We start from the raw sequence: 17,946 nt of genomic DNA, 5'->3' as shown, positions 1-17,946 counted from the left end.
CGCCGGAACCAGCGGTGCCCGGGGCGCGTGCGCCCCGGGCACCGCTGTGCTCCCGGGGTCGCGCACGGGGGGCATGGCGGGATGCTCTCGGATCGGGCGGGAGCCGGTGTCTCGGCGGTGCACAGCAGGTCCCGCGGCCATGGCGCACACAGTGGTGCGCATCACATGCGGCCGCAGGGCCGGAAGGGTGGTCCCATGGCAGCGCACGGCAGCTACGACTACGTCATCATCGGCGCCGGCAGCGCGGGCAGCGTGCTCGCCCACCGCCTCTCCGAGGACCCGAACGCCTCGGTCCTCGTGCTCGAGGCGGGCCCCCGCACCCACGGCATGGAGATCGACATGCCGGCGGCCTTCGCCAACCTCTTCAAGTCCGCGTGGGACTGGGACTACCAGACGGAGCCGCAGCCGGGGCTCGGCGGCGGCTCCGACCACTGGCCCCGGATGCGCGGCACCGGCGGCTGCTCGGCGATGAACGCCATGATCTACATCCGGGGCAATCCCGACGACTACGACGGCTGGGAGCGCGACTTCGGGGCCGAGGGCTGGGGCTGGGCCGATGCGCTGCCCTACTTCGTGCGGTCGGAGACGAACACCGGCCTGGCCGGCCCGGAGCACGGGACGCACGGCCCCCTCCACGTCGAGGACCGCCGCTACACCCACGAGCTCACCGCCGCGGCCGTGGCCGCCGGCGTCGCCGCGGGCCTGCCCGAGCGGCGCGACTTCAACGCCGGCGAGCAGCACGGGGCGGGCCTCTACCAGGTCACCTGCCGCAACGGGCGCCGTTGGTCGGCCGACGCCGCCTACCTCGCCCCGGCCCTCGAACGGCCCAACGTCGAGCTCATCACGAACGCGCTCGTCACCCGCATCGTCATCGACGGGGGCCGCGCCGTGGGCGTGCGCTACCTCAAGGACGGCGCCGAGCAGGCGGTCTTCGCCGGCGCCGAGGTCATCCTCAGCGGCGGTGCGATCAACTCGCCGCAGGTGCTCATGCTCTCCGGGCTCGGGCCCGCCGACCACCTGCGCGAGCACGGCATCGAGGCGCTGGTCGACCTGCCCGTCGGCCAGAACCTCCACGACCACCCCGTCACCCCCGTGCTGTGGGAGACGCGGGGGACGACCGATCTCGCCGCCGACCACGTCACTCCGGCCAGGCTCGCGCAGTGGGCGCTCACCGGGCGCGGGCCGCTGGCCTCCAACGTGGGGGAGGGCGGGGCCTTCTTCTCCACCCGCGGCGACGACGCCCATCCGGACATCCAGCTGCACATCGCCCCGGCGGGCTTCCACCACAACGGCTTCGGAGAGCCCGGCACGCGCAAATTCACGATCGCCCCCACGGTCGTCGAGGTCGCCAGCCGCGGGGCACTGCGGCTGCGCGGGCCCGATCCGCGCTGGCGGCCCTCGCTCGACCCCCAGTACTTCGCAGCGCCCGAGGACCGGGCCGCGATGGCCGCCGGCATCCGCCGCTCCATCGAGATCGCCCACGAGGCCCCGCTGGCCCGCTTCCTCTCCCGGCCCTACGACCGGCCGGGCGATGCGCTCGACGACGCGGAGATGACCCGGCTCATCGAAGGCTACGCGCAGACGCTCTACCACCCGGTGGGCACGTGCGCGATGGGCGCGGGCCCCGAGTCCGTCGTCGACCCGCAGCTGCGCGTGCGCGGCGTGGACGGCCTGCGCGTCGTCGACGCCTCGGTCTTCCCCCGCGTGACCCGCGGAAACACCAACGCCCCCACGATCATGCTCGCCGAGCGCGCTGCGGACCTGCTGCGGGGGCGCACCCCCGAGCGCGCGACCGCCCCCGCCGCGACGCAGAAGGAGACCGCCCGATGAGCCCGACACCCACGCCGCTGTCCAATTCCGCGCTGGCCAACCAGAGCCCGGGCAATGCCGCGAGCGGCGCCGGGCCCCGGCTCACCGTGACCCGCCCGGGCACCGGCGAGCCCCTGGGCAGCTACCCGATCGCCACCGCCGAGGACGTCGCCGCGGCCGTCGAGCGCGCCCGTGGGGCCGCCGACTGGTGGGCGGGCCTCACGTTCGCCCAGCGCGGCAAGCGGCTCGATGCCTTCCGCGGCATCCTCGCCCGCCGCTTCGCGCAGATCTCCAAGCTCGTGAGCGAGGAGACGGGCAAGCCCGTGGCCGATGCCGCCATCGAGGTCGCGACGATCCTCGACCACATCGCGTGGGCCGCCCGCCACGCGCGCTCGGTGCTGGGCCCCCGGCGCACGCGCTCGACGCTCATGAGCTTCCACCTGTCCGGGTCGATCGAATACCGCCCCCTGGGCGTCGTGGGGGTCATCGGCCCCTGGAACTTCCCGGTCATGACGCCGCTGGGCTCGATCGTCTTCGCGCTCGCCGCCGGCAACGCCGTCGTCTTCAAGCCCAGCGAGCTCACCCCCGGGGTGGGCCTCTGGCTGGGCCGCTACATGGCCGAGGCCGTGCCCGAGGCACCGGTCCTCCAGGTGCTCACGGGCGATGGCACCACGGGCGACGCGCTGGCGCGCGCGGACATCGACAAGATCGCGTTCACCGGCTCCACCGCGACCGCCAAGAAGGTCATGGCCGCGGCCGCGGAGCGCCTGACGCCCATGGTCGCCGAGTGCGGCGGCAAGGACGCGTTCGTCGTCGACTACGACGCCGACCTCGATGCCGCCGCCGAGGCCGCCGCGTGGACCGCGCTGTCCAACGCCGGCCAGACCTGCGTGGGCACTGAGCGGATCTACGTCCACGAGTCCGTCTCCGAGGCGTTCGGGGCCAAGCTCGCCGCGATCGTCGGGGGCCTGCGCGCGGGCGCCGACGACGCCGCGCCGATCGGGCCCATGACGATGGCCGGCCAGGTCGACGTCGTCGAGGACCACCTGCGCGGGGCCGTGGACGCCGGGGCGCGCGTCTTGGCCGGCGGCGTCGGGGCACCCGAGGGCCAGGTGGTCCAGCCGAGCATCCTCACGGGCGTGGCGGACGATGCGCCGGCGAACACGGAGGAGACGTTCGGCCCGACGGCCAACCTCATGGGCTTCTCCGAGGTCGGCCCGCTGCTCGCCCGCATCAACGCCACCGGCTACGGCCTGGGCGGGACCGTGTACGGCCGTGCCCGGGCCGCGCAGATCGCCCGGGGCATGCGCACCGGGATGGTCTCGATCAACGCGGCGCTGGGGTTCGCCATGCTGCCCTCCGTCCCGTTCGGCGGGGTCGGCAAGTCCGGGTTCGGGCGCATCCACGGCCCCGACGGCCTGCGCGAGTTCGCCTACGCCCACTCCGCCGTGCGCAGGCGCCTGCCGCCCGTGCTCGATCCGACGACGTTCGCGCGCACGGCCAAGCAGGACGAGCTGCTCGCCACGGTCGTCAACCTCCTCCACGGCGGGGCCTGAGCCGGGGCGCCGAGGCGCGGGCCGGGGCGCCGCCAGCCCGCGCCCCGGGCGAGCGCGGGCACCGGCCCGGGGCGCGGGCCCTAGTTGTGATGTCCAGGCAGGTTGTTGAGTCTGCTGATGGGCGGGGCTCCGATCGCGGAGTGGACCCTGTGGTGATTGTAGACATGCAACCAACCAGGAAGTTCACCTCGGCGTTCGGTCTCGGAACTGTAAAAACGCGCGTAGGCCCAGCCCTCGGCAAGCGTGCGGTGAAACCGCTCGATCTTCCCATTCGTCTGCGGCCGATAAGGACGGGTGCGTTTATGTCGCACACCAAGTTCGGTGCACGCCTCACGCCACGCAGACGACCGGTAAGCCGAACCGTTGTCTGACAGCACGCGCTCAACACTCACGCCACGGTCTGCAAACCACGCCACGGCCCTGTTGAGCACACCAATGGCAGTGAGGGCCTTCTCATCGGCGCAGATCTCGGCGTAGGCCACCCGGGAGTGGTCATCGATGACAGTGTGGACGAATGCGGTGCCGATACGAGGTCGGTAGTCGTGGCCGCGCTCACCGGTGAGGCGGGCCTGGGCACGGGCGTTGAGCTTGCTCTGGCGCCGGGTGAGGAACTTGTGGCCGCCACCGTCGGGGATGTTGCCAAACTTTGAAGCGCCCTGGGTTTCGTTCCGCGCTTATGTGGTGACGAGGGCTCTCGCCTGGGATTGATCGTAGGCCGCTTCGACCTCGGCGGGCGTGCGGTAGTCGAGAGCTTCGTGCAGGCGTTGACGGTTCCACCAGCTGACCCACTCCAGCGTCGCCAATTCGACCGCCGATGTCGACGGCCACGTCGTGCGTGAGTAGATCAGCTCGGCCTTGTACAAGCCGTTGACCGTCTCAGCCAAGGCGTTGTCATACGAATCGCCTACTGTCCCAACCGAAGGCGCGACGCCGTGCTCGGCCAACGTGTCGGTGTACGCCAGCGAAACGTACTGGACTCCGCGGTCGCTGTGATGCACGAGCCGTCCGCTCTGACGCGCCGCCGGGGTCGTGGTGATCGCCTGCTGCAACGCGATCATCGGCAACGCCTGCGTCGTCAGCGACGACGCGACCGACCAACCGACGATCTTCCTTGTGCACGCATCGGTGATGAACGCCGTGTACGCGAACCCACCGACGGTGCGCACGTACGTGATGTCCGCCACCCACAGCTCGTTCGGCGCCAACGCGTGGAAGTCACGCTCGACCAGGTCCGGGCGGTGATCGGGCAGCTTCGACGCGACGGTCGTGAACGGGCGACGCCCGCGCCGAACACCGTGCAGCCCAGCGACTCTCATGAGCCGGGCGGTCTGGTCGCGTCCGATCATCCAGCCCTGGCGGCGCATCGCGTGCCACATCTTGCGGTGGCCATACACGCCGTAATTCTGCTGGTGGACGCGCCGGATCTCGTCGATGAGGACCTCGTCACGGATCGCTCGCGCGCAGCGCGGGCGGGCTTTCGCTGCCCGGTAGCCGCGCGACGTGATGAACCCACACTCCGTCGCGCCCAGCACGCGACAGATGGACTCGACCCCGAACTGACCCTTGTGTTCGTCGATGAACCGGATCATCTCGTCGTGGGGCGGTCGAGTTCCGCTGCGAAAAAAGCCGATGCTTTCTTCAAGATCTCGTTCGCGCGCCGTGTCTCTGCGAGTTCGCGGCGAAGGCGCCGGTTCTCTTCCTCGAGCGACTCACGCGGCGCTGCCGCGCCCGCCATGGCTAGTTGTTCGCCGGCACGGGGCATCCAGTTACGGATGGTCGCCGGCGCGATACCGAGCGAGGCTCCGACGGCGTCCATCGCGACGCGCTGTGAGCATGCTTCGGCGGCGCGCTTGTCGAGCACCATCCTGACGGCGTGCTCACGCAACTGCTGGTCGTACTTCTTGGGCATGATCCGATTCTCCTTCAGATGAGTCGGAACCAAACCCAGGGCGCTTCACTTCGTGACGTCGACATGGATCAGCGCCCCAGGGTGGTCGTGCTCATACCGGCGGATCGGTTCACCGGTGACGCGGTCGATACGGTTGAGTCGGTTGATCCGGCAGCGCACGAGCACCGCGTGAACCGTTGATGCCGCGATGCCCAGTTCGCCGGCGATCTGCACCGGCCCCAACCGCCTGCGCCACCGCGCTTTGACGATCTGCTTGACCACCGCAGGCGGGGTCTTGGTGGCATCGAGTGGGGCCGGCTGGATCGGTCCATCATGCCTGCGGGGCCCTCGATGCGGAATCGGGTCGCCCATTTTCGGGCCGTCGGCGGTGAAGTCATGAACATTCTCGCCGCGGCGGCGACCGGCCATTTCTGCTCAACGATGAGCTTGGCTAGGCGCAATCGAGCGCGTGGGGTCAGAGCAGCGTTAGCGTGGGACATGAAGGCCTCCTGTGATGCGTGAGCGGTTTGTCGACAGCGGGCCCTGACCCCGGGTCTTGGACACGTGGAATCCAGCAGTTGCTGGAGGAAGCGAGATGATCAGGACTATGGCCAGGAAGAACTACTCCGATGAGTTCCGTCGGCAGGCCGTCGACTTGTACGAGTCCACTCCCGATGCCACGTTGAAGGGCATCGCCGCCGATCTGGGGGTGTCCCGGGGAACGTTGGCGGACTGGGTGAGGGCGTTCGGGACAGGTTCGACGGCTGCGCCACCAGAACACTCCTCCAGCGGCGCGAAGTCGGCCGGTACCGAGTCCGCGGCGGTGAGGATCGCCCGGTTGGAGGCGGAGAACGCCCGGCTACGGGCCGACAAGGTCAAGGTCGAGACCGAGCGGGACATCCTGCGGAAAGCGGCCAAGTATTTCGCTGGGGAGACGAACTGGTGAACCGCTTCCAGTTCGTCGCCGACCACCAGCACGCCTTCGAGGTGAAGCGGTTGTGTCAGGCTGTGGAGGTCTCCCGGTCATCGTTCTACGCCTGGTGCGCCGCCGCACCGGCCCGGGCCGAACGGGTCGTGGCCGATGCCGAGCTCGCCGAACGGATCCGGACCGTCCAGGACCCGAAGACCGGTGGTGACCCCGCCTACGGGGCACCCAGGGCGACCGCTGAACTCAACGACGGCGTGCCGGCCGAGGACCGGGTCAACCACAAGCGGGTCGCCCGGGTGATGCGCCACCACGGGCTGGCCGGGATCCGGCTCCGCCGCCGGGTCCGGACCACGCTGCCCGAGCCAGCCGACCAGAAGTACCCCGACCTGCTCAGGCGGGACTTCACCGCAGAGCGGCCCAACACCATCTACGTCGGCGACATCACCTACCTGCCGCTGCCTGAGGGCCGCAATCTGTACCTGGCCACCGTGATCGACTGTTTCTCCCGCAAACTCGCCGGCTGGGCGATCGCCGACCACATGCGCACCGAACTCGTCGAAGACGCACTCAAGGCTGCCCGCCGTGACCGGGGCAGCCTGGCCGGGGCGGTGTTCCACAGCGATCACGGGTCGGTCTACACCTCGGCTGACTACGCCAAACTCTGCGGCCAACTCGGCGTCACCCAATCCATGGGTGCCGTCGGCACCAGCGCCGACAACGCCCTGGCCGAGTCATTCAACGCCACCCTGAAACGCGAACTCCTCGCTGGCGCCGCCACGTTCACCGACGCCACCAGCTGCAGGCGGGCTGTGTTCCGGTGGGCCACCCGCTACAACACCCGCCGACGCCACTCCTGGTGCGGCCACCAGTCCCCGTCCACCTACGAGGCCCACCGGGCCGCTACGCTGCCAACCGCAGCATAATCAACCAACACCGTGTCCACGATCCGGGGCGAAGGCCCAGCTCCACTCTCGCAATGGGAGGCCTTCACCTGTCAGCGGGTAGACCGCGATTCACGCAACAACGTCCCTGGACATCACACCTAGTCCGCGCCGCCCTCGCCGAGCGCTGCGCGCAGCCGGGCCACGAAGCGGGCGCTCACCGCGTCGAGGCCGGTGAAGGAGACGCGGCGGCCGCGCCGGCGATAGCGCTCGGCCACGGCCTCGAGCGCCGCGACGGCGGTCGTGTCCCACACCGCTGCCCGGGCCAGGTCGATCGTGACCGCGCCGGTGCCCGCGCCGTAGTCGAACGCCTCGACGAGCTCGCCGGAGGACGCGAAGAACAGCTGGCCGGAGACCTCGTAGCGCTCCGGGCCGCCGGTCACGGACACGATGAGCGCCACCCTGCGGGCGAAGGCCACCATCGAGGCGAGCACCCCCACGATGACGCCGACGGCCAGGTTGCGGGTGGCCAGGGTGCCGAGCACCGTGAGCGCCATGACCACCGTCTCGCTGCGCGGCATGAGCGCCAGGGTGCGCAGGCTGTGCCAGTCGAACGTGGTCGCCGCGACCACGAGCATGACCGCCACGAGGGCCGCCATGGGAATCGCCCCCACCCACTGGCCCAGCAGCACGGACAGGGCGATGAGGAACGCGCCGGCGAGGAAGGCGCTCAGCCGGGTCCGGGCGCCTGCCTGCTTGACGTTGACCATCGTCTGCCCGATCATGGCGCAGCCGCCCATCCCGCCGAAGAACCCGGTGATGATGTTCGCGATGCCCTGCCCCCAGGCCTCCCGGGTCTGGTTCGAGCGGGTATCGGTGAGGTCGTCGACGAGGCGGGCCGTCAGCAGCGACTCCATGAGGCCCACGAGGGCCAGCGCCAGCGCATAGGGCGCGATCGTGGCCAGGGCGCCGAGCGTGACGGGGATGTGCGGGATCACGGGCACGGGGAACGCATCGGGCAGCCGGCCCTGGTCCCCGACGGTGGGCACGTCGAGGCCGAGGGAGACGACCGCGAGTGTCACGAGGAGGATCGACGCGAGGGGCGCGGGGAAGGCCTTCGTCAGGCGCCCCGCGACCGCGATGATGACGAGCCCGGCGGCCACGAGCGGGTAGACCGGCCACGGCACGTCGATGAGCTGGGGCAGCTGGGCGGTGAAGATGAGGATGGCCAGCGCATTGACGAATCCCACCATGACCGAGCGGGAGACGAACCGCATGAGCCTGGCGACCCCGACGGCGGCGAGGAGGAGCTGCATCGCCCCGCCCAGGATGACGGTGGCAAGCAGGTAGTCGACGCCGTGGTCGCGGGCCACGGGGAAGACGACGAGGGCCACGGATCCGGCGGCCCCGGAGACCATGCCCGGGCGCCCGCCGAACACCGCGGCCGCGCAGGCCATGGTGAACGCGGCGTAGAGGCCCATGCGGGGGTCGAGCCCCGCCACAATCGCAAAGCTCAGCGACTCCGGGATGAGCGCGAACGCGGTGACCAGCCCGCCGAGGACCTCGCGGGTGAGCAGGCGCGGCGAGCGCAGCGCCGCCCGCACGGAGGTCGCTGCGCCCGCGGTGCTCGGCGGCCCGGGCACGGGCCTCAGAATCCCAGCGCGCGGGCGCGGGCGACGATCGCCTCGGCGGTGCGGACGGCCTGCCGGGCGTAGCCGCCGCCGAACAGGCGCACGTGGGCGAGCAGCGCGAAGAAGAGGTGGGCCGGCAGATCCTGCCGCCAGCCGCTCGGCAGCCCGGCGGCCGCCTCGTAGCCGGCGAAGATCTCCTCGAGGTGCGGAGCGCCGAACAGGGCGAGCAGGGCGAGGTCCTCGAGGCGGTGGCCGCCGTGGGCGCTCGGGTCGATGAGCGTGGCGCCCCCCGCAGCGAACAGGACATTTCCCGCCCACAGGTCCCCGTGCACGCGGCTGGGGGCTTCGGCCGGGCCGCCGGCGATCCCGTCGAAGGCTCCCGCGCGCACCGCCGCGAGCGCCTCCTCGACCGCGCGGCGCCCCGCGGCATCGAGCGCATCGGCCGTCGCGGCGGCGAGCGGTGCGAGGCGGTCCTGCGCCCAGTAGGTCCGGAAGTCGCCGCGGTGGGCCACGGAGACCTCGAACGGCGCGTCGAGCGGGCCGAACCAGAGCCGCTCGGAGGGCGCGGCGCCGAACGCCTCGGCACCCGCCGCGTGCAGCGCAGCGAGGCCCCTGCCGAACGCCCGCGCCGCCGCGGCGGTGGGCGGCACGGACTCGAGGCGCTCGAGGAGCAGACGGTCCTCCCGGACGTCCAGCACGCCCACGACCGGGACCGCCGCCGGCGCGGCCAGCCAGGCCAGCCCCGCGGCCTCGGCGGCGAAGAATCCCGGGGGAGCGGCGGGGCTTTCCTTGGCGTATTCCTCCATGCCCCCCACGGTAGAGCAGAGCGGCGGGCGCCGGGGCCGGCGGCGGGCCGCCCACCACGCCGGCCCGCGCCAATCCCCGGCCTGCGGGGCGCCTGTGCGTAGCATGGGAGCATGGCGACCAGCACGACTTCCCCCGCTGCTGGCACCGGCCGCCGCAAGCGCGCAGCTCCCCAGAGCGCGCCGGCACCGGAACCCGCGGGGACGAAGCAGACGACGAACCCCGTGACCGGCGCGTGGATGGGAGTGGCACAGATGGCAGGCAACCGCACCCGGCACGCCCTGAGCGAATCCGAGACCGCGGGCTCCGAGCACCCCGACGAGCGGCCCCAGGGCCGCCGCGACGGAACCGGCTTCTTCCTCGTGGGCCTCGCGATAGTCGTCGCGGCCTTCGAGTGGTGGAACATCCCCGGCCCGGTGGGCGACGGCGTGCGCGCCGTCATCGAGGGCACCCTGGGCCGTGTGGCCCTGGCGCTGCCCATCATCCTGCTCGCCTATGCGATCCGCCTGTTCCTGCGCGGCCACGACACCCGGGGCAACAACCGCACGCTCATCGGCACGATCGCCTTCGTGCTCGCCGCTGCAGGCCTGGCCCACATCGCCGCCGGCATGCCGAACTTCGCGAACTCCCGCGCGGCGATGGCCAACGGCGGCGGCGCCCTGGGCTTCGTCATCGCCTCCCCGCTCGTCACGGCCGCGACCGTCTACGTCGCCGCGCCGCTGCTCGTGCTGCTGGGACTGTTCTCCGTGCTCGTGCTCACCGCCACCCCGGTCAACCGGATCCCCCAGCGGATCGCGGCGCTCTACGAGCGCCTCGTCGGCGACCCCGCCCAGCGCGCAAGCGAGGACGCGGCCGCCCCGACCGACCTCGTGCGCGATGACCAGCGGACCTCCGCACTGCCCCCCATGGGCCGCAAGCGCGGCAGCCGCAAGCAGCGCGCGGCCGGTGCCGCGGCCCAGGGCGACGAGGCCGACCCGGCCTACGACAAGGCCTACATCCACGAGGACGACGTGGCGGCCGACGCACCCGCCCCCGCGCGCGGCGCCGGGCGCGGGAAGCCCGCGGGCGCCTCGGCGGCTGGGGAGCTCTACGACGTCGACGCGGACGCGGACGCGGGCGCGGATGCGCCCAAGCCCGGCCAGCGCCGGCCCACGAAGGCCGAGCGCGAGACCCAGCGGATCAAGCGCGAGGCCGGCATCGCCGACGAGGCGCCCACCACCGCCCTCGAGCGCGAGCCGGATCCGGCGAAGACGGTGCAGGCCGTGTCCACCCCGGCCCCCGAGGCCACGGGGGAGCTGCCCCAGCGCGTCGCCCAGCTCGAGCTCGCCGGCGATGTCACCTATGCGCTGCCCTCGTCGGACTACCTGCTGGCCGGCCCGCCGGCCAAGGAGCGCTCCGAGGCCAACGACCGCGTCGTCGAGGCGCTGCGCGAGGTCTTCGAGCAGTTCAACATCGACGCCGAGGTCTCCGGCTTCTCCCGCGGTCCCACCGTCACCCGCTACGAGGTGGAGCTGGGCGTGGGCACGAAGGTGGAGAAGGTCACCGCGCTGAGCAAGAACATCGCCTACGCCGTGGCCAGCGCCGATGTGCGCATCCTCTCGCCCATCCCGGGCAAGAAGGCGATCGGCATCGAGATCCCCAACAGCGACCGCGAGACGGTGGCCCTGGGCGATGTGCTGCGCTCGCAGGCCGCGCGGAAGACCGACAACCCCATGGTCGTGGGCCTGGGCAAGGACGTCGAGGGCGGCTTCGTCGTCGCCGACCTCGCGAAGATGCCCCACCTGCTCGTCGCCGGCGCCACCGGCTCGGGCAAGTCGAGCTTCGTGAACTCCATGATCACGTCCGTCATGATGCGCGCCACCCCGGACGAGGTGCGCATGATCCTCGTCGACCCCAAGCGCGTGGAGCTGACGATCTACGAGGGCATCCCGCACCTCATCACGCCCATCATCACGAACCCCAAGAAGGCCGCCGAGGCGCTCGAGTGGGTCGTGCGCGAGATGGACGCCCGCTACGACGACCTCGCGTTCTTCGGGTTCAAGCACGTCAAGGAGTTCAACAAGGCGGTGCGCGAGGGCCGGATCCAGCCGCCGCCCGGCTCCGAGCGCGACCTCCACCCGTACCCCTACCTGCTCGTCGTCGTCGACGAGCTGGCCGACCTCATGATGGTCGCCCCGCGCGATGTCGAGGCCTCCATCCAGCGGATCACGCAGCTGGCGCGCGCCGCGGGCATCCACCTCGTGCTCGCCACCCAGCGCCCGAGCGTCGACGTCGTCACGGGCCTCATCAAGGCCAACGTGCCCTCGCGGCTGGCCTTCGCCACCTCCTCGCTCGCCGATTCGCGCGTCGTGCTCGACCAGCCCGGCGCGGAGAAGCTCATCGGGCAGGGCGATGCGCTGTTCCTGCCGATGGGCGCCGCGAAGCCCATGCGCGTCCAGGGCGCCTGGATCAACGAGTCGGAGATCGAGCAGGTCGTCACGCACGTGAAGGGCCAGCTCGCCCCCGCCTACCGCGAGGACGTCGCGGTCGAGGCGCCCAAGAAGCAGATCGACGAGGAGATCGGCGACGACCTCGACCTGCTGCTGCAGGCCGCCGAGCTCGTCGTCACCTCGCAGTTCGGCTCCACGTCCATGCTCCAGCGCAAGCTGCGGGTGGGCTTCGCCAAGGCCGGCCGGCTCATGGACCTCATGGAGTCCCGCGGCATCGTGGGCCCCTCCGAGGGCTCGAAGGCCCGCGATGTGCTCGTCACCCCGGAGGACCTGCCCGCCACCCTCGCCGTCATCAAGGGCGAGGAGCCGGCCGCGCCTGCACCCGCCGCCGAGCAGGCGGGGGAGGCCCAGGCGGTGGAGCCGGCCGGGGCGGGCGATCCGTACGCCGCGGACATCTACGCGACGGGCATCGAGCCCCACGACGGCCTCGAGGTGGTCGAGGCCGAATCCGAGGACGCCTGGGAGCTCACCGGCCGATGAGCCGCCGCCCGGGCCCGCGGGCGGGCGCCGGTAGAGTGAGGATGTGATGAGCCAGCAGCGAGACGCAGTGCCCCCGCGCGACCCGGCCCCGCCGAGCCCGTGGAACGTCCCGAACGCGCTCACCGTGCTGCGGATCCTCATGGTCCCGGTCTTCGCCGTGCTCCTGCTCATGCACGGCGGGCAGGACCCCGTCCTGCGGCTGTGGGCGTTCGCGGTGTTCGTGCTGGCGATGCTCACGGACAAGATCGACGGCGACCTGGCCCGCAAGCACAACCTCGTCACCGACTTCGGCAAGATCGCCGACCCCATCGCGGACAAGTCGCTCATGGCGGCGGCGTTCATCGGCCTCGCACTCATCGGGGCCCTGCCCTGGTGGATCCCCGTCGTCATCCTCGTGCGCGAGTTCGGCATCACCGTGCTGCGCTTCGTCGTCATCCGCTACGCCGTCATGCCCGCCTCCAAGGGAGGCAAGCTCAAGACCGTGCTCCAGACCGTCGCGGTCGCCCTGTTCCTCCTCCTGCTGCCGGTCAGCGCGCTGGGCATCGGCTGGCTCACGCTCTGCCTCGTCGTGCTCGCGGGCATCTCGCTGGCCGCGGCCGTGGTGGTCACGCTCGTGACCGGCGTCGACTACTGCATCCAGGCCTATCGGCTCGTGCGCGACGCCCGGGCCCAGCAGGCGTGAGCCGGGCCGCGGCGGCGATCGGCGCCCTGCGGGAGGCGGGCCTCACGGTCGCCACCTGCGAGTCCCTGACCGCCGGCCTGGTGGCCGGTGAGCTGGCCACCGTGCCCGGTGCCTCGGCCGTCCTGCGCGGGGGCCTTATCACCTACGCCACGCAGCTCAAGGCGGTCCTCGCCGGGGTCGACCCGAGCCTGCTCGCCGCCCGGGGGGCGGTGGATCCCGAGGTCGCCGAGCAGATGGCGCTGGGCGCGGCTCGGGTGTGCGGGGCCGACATCGGCCTGGCCTGCACCGGTGTGGCCGGCCCGGAGCCGCAGGACGGCCGGCCCGTGGGCCTCGTCTACACGGCCCTGGCCCGAGGCGGTCGTGCCCGGGCGCACGAGCACAGGTTCGGCGGCGACCGGGTCGCCATCCGGGCCGCAACCGTCGCGGCGCTGCTGGAGCGGGCGGCGCGGCTGCGCTGAGCCCGCGCCGTGGACCGGGCCGCGCTCCGGGCCGCTGTCCGCGCCGCCCTCCGCGCCCGGTGCCTGTGCCGGGGCTGTCCCTGCCCTGCGCGCGGGCCACGGCCGCGGTTGGAGCTGGCTGGCAATCGTCTCGCGGGGCGGCGCCGGGCTTCTGCCGGGGCGCCCGCCTGGGTAGCCTGGGGAATGAATCGGCTCGAAGCGTCGTTCGATTGTGCGTATGACTGCGAAGAGGATGACCAAGCCGACGACGAAGACCATCACCATCCCGCCGCCCCGAGGAGGACGCACCATGACATTGGTCCGAACGGAGATCGGCGATACGCTGCGCGCCACGCGACGCCAGCAGAACCGCACGCTGCGCGATGTCTCCACCGGCGCGAGCGTCTCCCTGGGCTACCTCAGCGAGATCGAGCGGGGGCAGAAGGAGGCCTCCTCCGAGCTGCTCGCCTCGATCTGCGAGGCCCTCGACATGCCCGTGTCCGCGCTCCTGCGCGAGGTCAGTGACCGCATGGCGCTGAGCGAGGGAGTCCAGATCCCCGACACCGTGCCCGCCGAGCTCTCCGAGCGGGTGCTCGCCGACGAGGCCATGGCGGGGCGCTGAGTGCGCCACACCCTCTACGCGCGCCTCATGGACGATGAGTTCGGCCGGGTGCGCGCGGCCTCCCTGCACACCGACCTGGCGCTGAGCGCCCTGGGCTCGCTCACGCCGGCGCAGGCGCTGGCCGTCGGCCACGATCCGCGCGAGGTGTGGACCGCCGTGTGCGATGCGACGGGAGTGCCGGACGAGCGCAGGCTCGGGCGGGACCCGAAGCCGCGCTCGGCCCCGTTCTGAGCGCCCGCGCTGCCGGGTGCGCGCAGGCCGGCCCCCGTCCGGGGGCCGGCCTGCGCACGTTCCGGGGGCAGCCGCCCGCACCGCCGCGGGGGCGAGGGCAGCACGACACGCCCGTCGCATATCGAACACGTGTTCGCATGATGCGCTAGGCTGGCGCCAGCGCCTGTGACCGCCGGGCCCCCCGAGCCCCGCCGCCGTCCACAGGCCGCCCATGAGCGGGAGCCGTGTCAGTGCCCCGCCCTAGAGTGCAGGCACAGGCATTCCACAAGGAGGAGACATGGCAGGCAAGACCGCGCGCACCGGCGCAGGCAGCAGCTCGGACAACAAGGCGAAGGCCCTCGAATCGGCGCTGGGCCAGATCGACCGCCAGTACGGCAAGGGCGCCATCATGCGCCTGGGCGATGAGACCCGCGCCCCCATCGAATCGATCCCGACGGGCTCGATCGCCCTCGACATCGCGCTGGGCATCGGCGGCCTGCCCCGCGGCCGCATCGTCGAGATCTACGGCCCGGAGTCCTCCGGCAAGACGACCGTCGCCCTGCACGCGGTGGCCAATGCCCAGAAGAACGGCGGCATCGCGGGCTTCATCGACGCTGAGCACGCGCTGGACCCCGAGTACGCCAAGAAGCTCGGCGTCGACACGGACCAGCTCCTCGTCAGCCAGCCCGACACCGGCGAGCAGGCACTCGAGATTGCGGACATGCTCATCCGCTCGGGTGCCCTCGACGTCATCGTCATCGACTCGGTGGCCGCGCTCGTGCCCAAGGCGGAGATCGAGGGCGAGATGGGCGACTCGCACGTCGGCCTGCAGGCCCGCCTCATGTCCCAGGCGCTGCGCAAGCTCACCGGCGCGCTCGCGCACTCGAAGACGACGGCCATCTTCATCAACCAGCTCCGCGAGAAGGTGGGCGTGTTCTTCGGCTCCCCGGAGACCACCTCGGGCGGCAAGGCGCTGAAGTTCTACGCCTCGGTGCGCATCGACGTGCGCCGCATCGAGACCCTCAAGGAGGGCACCGACGCCGTGGGCAACCGCACCCGCGCGAAGATCGTGAAGAACAAGGTCGCCCCGCCGTTCAAGCAGGCCGAGTTCGACATCATCTACGGCCACGGGATCTCCCGCGAGGGCAGCCTCATCGACATGGGCGTGGACAACGGCATCATCCGCAAGTCCGGGTCCTGGTTCACCTACGACGGCGACCAGCTGGGCCAGGGCAAGGAGAATGTGCGCAACTTCCTCGCCGACAACCCCGGCCTCGCCGAGGAGATCGAGCTGAAGATCAAGCAGAAGCTCGGGCTCATCGCCGTCGAGGGCGAGGCGGAGGAGCCCGCGCCGGCGCAGCCGGAGCCTGCAGAGGCCACGGCGGGCGGTGCGCCGGCGGTTCCGGTCGATGTCGACTTCTGAGCCGGCCGGGGGAGACCCGCGCACCGCGGTGCTCGACTCGCTGCGCACCGCAGTGGGCCGGATCGCCGCGGAGCCCGCAGGTCCCCGCACCGCAGCCCAGGAGGCCGATGCCGCCGGCGTGGACGCGTCCGAGTACGCCCGCGCGAAGAAGCGGGCGCTCAACATGCTCGCCGCCCGCGACCACGGCAGCGCCGAGCTGCGCGACAAGCTGCTGGCCAGGGAGCACCCTCCGGAGGTCGTCGAGTGCCTCCTCGAGCGGCTGGAGCGCTCCGGCCTCATCGACGATGAGGCGTTCGCGCGCGCCTTCGTGCGCGCCAACCGCGAGCGGCGCGCGCTGTCGAAGACCGCGCTGCGCCGCGAGCTCAGCCGGAAGGGCCTGGAGGCCCAGACGGTGGCCGCCGCCGTCGATCCCGTCGCCGACGAGCACGAGGTCGCCTTCGGCGTCGCGATGAAGAAGGCCCGCTCGACTGTGGGCCTGCCGCGCGAGACCCGCGAGCGGCGCATCCTCGGCATGCTCGCGCGCCGCGGATTCCCCTCCGGCGTGTGCATCGACGTCACGCGCAGGGCGCTCGACGAGACGTGAGCGGCGGCGGGCGGACGGCGGATAGAATGGGCCCGCTATGACACACGCTCCCGCCGCCCCGCTCCCGCGCACCTACGAGGTCAAGACCTTCGGGTGCCAGATGAACGTCCACGACTCCGAGCGCCTCTCGGGCCTCCTCGACGACGCCGGATACAGCGCCGCACCGGAGGGCGAACAGGCCGACATCGTCGTGTTCAACACCTGCGCCGTGCGGGAGAACGCGGACAACCGCCTCTACGGCAACCTCGGCCAGCTGCGCGAGACCAAGGAGCGCCGGCCGGGCATGCAGATCGCGGTGGGCGGGTGCATGGCCCAGAAGGACCGCGACACGATCGTCAGGCGCGCCCCCTACGTCGACGTCGTCTTCGGCACCCACAACATGGGGTCCCTGCCGGTCCTGCTCGAGCGCGCCCGCCACAACCACGAGGCGCAGGTCGAGATCAAGGAGAGCCTGGAGGTCTTCCCCTCCACGCTGCCCACGAAGCGCGAATCGACCCACTCCGGCTGGGTGTCCATCAGCGTGGGGTGCAACAACACCTGCACCTTCTGCATCGTGCCGGCGCTGCGCGGCAAGGAGAAGGACCGGCGCCCCGGCGACATCCTCGCCGAAGTGGAGGCGCTTGCGGCCCAGGGCGTCATCGAGGTCACCCTGCTCGGCCAGAACGTCAACTCCTACGGGGCGGAGTTCCGCGACCGCGGCGCCTTCGCCAAGCTCCTGAGGGCCGTGGGGGCCGTCCAGGGCATCGAGCGCGTGCGCTTCACCAGCCCGCACCCCGCGGCGTTCTCCGCCGACGTCATCGATGCGATGGCCGAGACGCCCACGGTGATGCCGCAGCTGCACATGCCGCTGCAGTCGGGCTCCGACGCCGTGCTCAAGGCCATGCGGCGGTCCTACCGGACGAGCCGCTTCATGCGCATCCTCGACGCCGTGCGCGAGCGCATCCCCCAAGCCGCGATCACGACCGACATCATCGTGGGCTTCCCCGGCGAGACGGAGGAGGACTTCGAGGGCACCCTCGACATCGTGCGCCGGGCACGGTTCTCACAGGCCTTCACCTTCCAGTACTCGATCCGGCCGGGCACGCCCGCGGCGACGATGCCCGACCAGCTGCCCAAGGCCGTCGTCCAGGAGCGGTTCGAGCGCCTCACCGCGCTGCAGGACGAGATCTCCTGGGGGCTCAACCGCGAGCTCGTCGGTACCGAGGCCGAGGTGCTCATCACCGGCGCGGCCGATGCGCGGCACGGGCGCATGCCCGGCCGCGCCCGCGACAACCGCCTCGTGCACGTGATCGCCCAGGGCGCCGCGGCCGGGGCCCGGCCGGGCGACATCGTCACCACGTCGGTGACGGAGGCCAAGCCCTACTTCCTCATCGCCGATGCGCCCGCGGCGCTGCGGCGCACCCCGTCCGGCGATGCGTGGGATCTCGCGCAGGCCGCGTCGTGCGGCACGGGGGCGGGTGTCGGCGCGCCCGGGGCCACCGTCCTCGGCATGCCCACGATCCGCGTGGGCGCCTGAGCCCGGG

General features: G+C 71.9%; 14 protein-coding genes and 2 pseudogenes. 11 read left to right on the top strand and 5 right to left on the bottom strand.

Going from position 1 to position 17,946, the window contains the following annotated elements:
- Nucleotides 1-195: 195 nt before the first annotated feature.
- Both BRM1_RS05090 and BRM1_RS05085 read left to right on the top strand, forming a co-directional pair.
- Nucleotides 196-1,830 carry a GMC family oxidoreductase gene (locus BRM1_RS05090; protein WP_268528939.1) on the top strand — a complete coding sequence of 545 codons (1,635 nt, stop codon included), beginning with the start codon at nt 196-198 and terminating at the stop codon, nt 1,828-1,830.
- Complete coding sequence (locus tag BRM1_RS05085) at nt 1,827-3,365, top strand: aldehyde dehydrogenase family protein (RefSeq protein ID WP_268528937.1); 1,539 nt, start codon at nt 1,827-1,829, stop codon at nt 3,363-3,365. Before BRM1_RS05090 ends, BRM1_RS05085 begins: the two co-directional genes overlap by 4 nt.
- 80 nt (nt 3,366-3,445) lie before the next feature.
- Here BRM1_RS05085 and BRM1_RS05080 read toward each other — a convergent pair.
- The 3 genes and pseudogenes from BRM1_RS05080 to BRM1_RS05070 form a co-directional block, all read right to left on the bottom strand.
- Nucleotides 3,446-4,012: pseudogene (locus BRM1_RS05080) on the bottom strand (DDE-type integrase/transposase/recombinase); the annotation flags it as partial.
- Between the two features lie 27 nt (nt 4,013-4,039).
- Nucleotides 4,040-5,274 (bottom strand): IS3 family transposase gene (locus BRM1_RS05075; RefSeq protein ID WP_268528934.1). Its coding sequence is split into 2 segments (ribosomal slippage): nt 4,040-4,992 and nt 4,992-5,274, totalling 1,236 coding nucleotides; the frame shifts between segments, so codons are not numbered across the junction.
- 48 nt (nt 5,275-5,322) lie between these two features.
- Nucleotides 5,323-5,753 (bottom strand): annotated as a pseudogene (locus BRM1_RS05070) (leucine zipper domain-containing protein); the annotation flags it as partial.
- 107 nt (nt 5,754-5,860) lie between these two features.
- On the opposite strand from BRM1_RS05070, the gene BRM1_RS05065 reads away from it, so the two are divergent.
- Nucleotides 5,861-7,104, top strand: a protein-coding gene (locus tag BRM1_RS05065; RefSeq protein ID WP_268528932.1) for an IS3 family transposase whose coding sequence is annotated in 2 segments (ribosomal slippage) — nt 5,861-6,185 and nt 6,185-7,104 — 1,245 coding nt in all. Because the reading frame shifts where the segments join, the coding sequence is not laid out codon by codon here.
- 119 nt (nt 7,105-7,223) lie between these two features.
- Here BRM1_RS05065 and BRM1_RS05060 read toward each other — a convergent pair.
- Together BRM1_RS05060 and BRM1_RS05055 are read right to left on the bottom strand one after the other, a co-directional pair.
- The gene (locus tag BRM1_RS05060) at nt 7,224-8,705 is read right to left on the bottom strand and encodes a SulP family inorganic anion transporter (RefSeq protein WP_268528930.1); all 1,482 of its coding nucleotides are present in this window, start codon (nt 8,703-8,705) and stop codon (nt 7,224-7,226) included.
- A 5-nt stretch (nt 8,706-8,710) separates the two neighbouring features.
- Complete coding sequence (locus BRM1_RS05055) at nt 8,711-9,499, bottom strand: fructosamine kinase family protein (RefSeq protein ID WP_268528928.1); 789 nt, start codon at nt 9,497-9,499, stop codon at nt 8,711-8,713.
- 252 nt (nt 9,500-9,751) lie between these two features.
- Between BRM1_RS05055 and BRM1_RS05050 the strand changes: the two genes are divergently transcribed.
- From BRM1_RS05050 to miaB, 8 genes are all read left to right on the top strand, one after another.
- Entirely contained in the window at nt 9,752-12,466 is a 2,715-nt protein-coding gene (locus tag BRM1_RS05050) for a DNA translocase FtsK (protein ID WP_268529715.1), read from the top strand.
- A 46-nt stretch (nt 12,467-12,512) separates the two neighbouring features.
- Nucleotides 12,513-13,148, top strand: a complete 636-nt coding sequence (gene pgsA, locus BRM1_RS05045; protein WP_160952925.1) for a CDP-diacylglycerol--glycerol-3-phosphate 3-phosphatidyltransferase — start codon at nt 12,513-12,515, stop codon at nt 13,146-13,148.
- On the top strand, nt 13,145-13,606 hold the full coding sequence (locus BRM1_RS05040; RefSeq protein WP_268528925.1) for a CinA family protein: 462 nt from the start codon (nt 13,145-13,147) through the stop codon (nt 13,604-13,606). The genes pgsA and BRM1_RS05040 overlap by 4 nt, the downstream gene beginning before the upstream one ends.
- 289 nt (nt 13,607-13,895) lie before the next feature.
- Nucleotides 13,896-14,207 (top strand): helix-turn-helix domain-containing protein, encoded by a 312-nt coding sequence (locus BRM1_RS05035; RefSeq protein WP_202410851.1) that lies wholly within the window; start codon nt 13,896-13,898, stop codon nt 14,205-14,207.
- Complete coding sequence (locus tag BRM1_RS05030; protein WP_268528923.1) at nt 14,208-14,438, top strand: DUF3046 domain-containing protein; 231 nt, start codon at nt 14,208-14,210, stop codon at nt 14,436-14,438.
- A gap of 277 nt (nt 14,439-14,715) precedes the next feature.
- Nucleotides 14,716-15,840: a recombinase RecA gene (gene recA, locus BRM1_RS05025; protein ID WP_160952921.1), complete on the top strand. Its 1,125-nt coding sequence runs from the start codon at nt 14,716-14,718 to the stop codon at nt 15,838-15,840.
- Complete coding sequence (locus BRM1_RS05020) at nt 15,827-16,423, top strand: regulatory protein RecX (protein ID WP_268528920.1); 597 nt, start codon at nt 15,827-15,829, stop codon at nt 16,421-16,423. Before recA ends, BRM1_RS05020 begins: the two co-directional genes overlap by 14 nt.
- Nucleotides 16,424-16,460: 37 nt before the next feature.
- Complete coding sequence (gene miaB, locus BRM1_RS05015) at nt 16,461-17,939, top strand: tRNA (N6-isopentenyl adenosine(37)-C2)-methylthiotransferase MiaB (RefSeq protein WP_160952919.1); 1,479 nt, start codon at nt 16,461-16,463, stop codon at nt 17,937-17,939.
- The last annotated feature ends 7 nt before the right edge of the window (nt 17,940-17,946 follow it).

Origin of the sequence: Brevibacterium sp. BRM-1 (assembly GCF_026802075.1) — a bacterium.
Classification (GTDB): Bacteria; Actinomycetota; Actinomycetes; order Actinomycetales; family Brevibacteriaceae; genus Brevibacterium; species Brevibacterium rongguiense.
The sequence above is the reverse complement of the archived record's forward strand: the minus strand, read 5'-3'. Positions and strand labels throughout refer to the sequence as shown.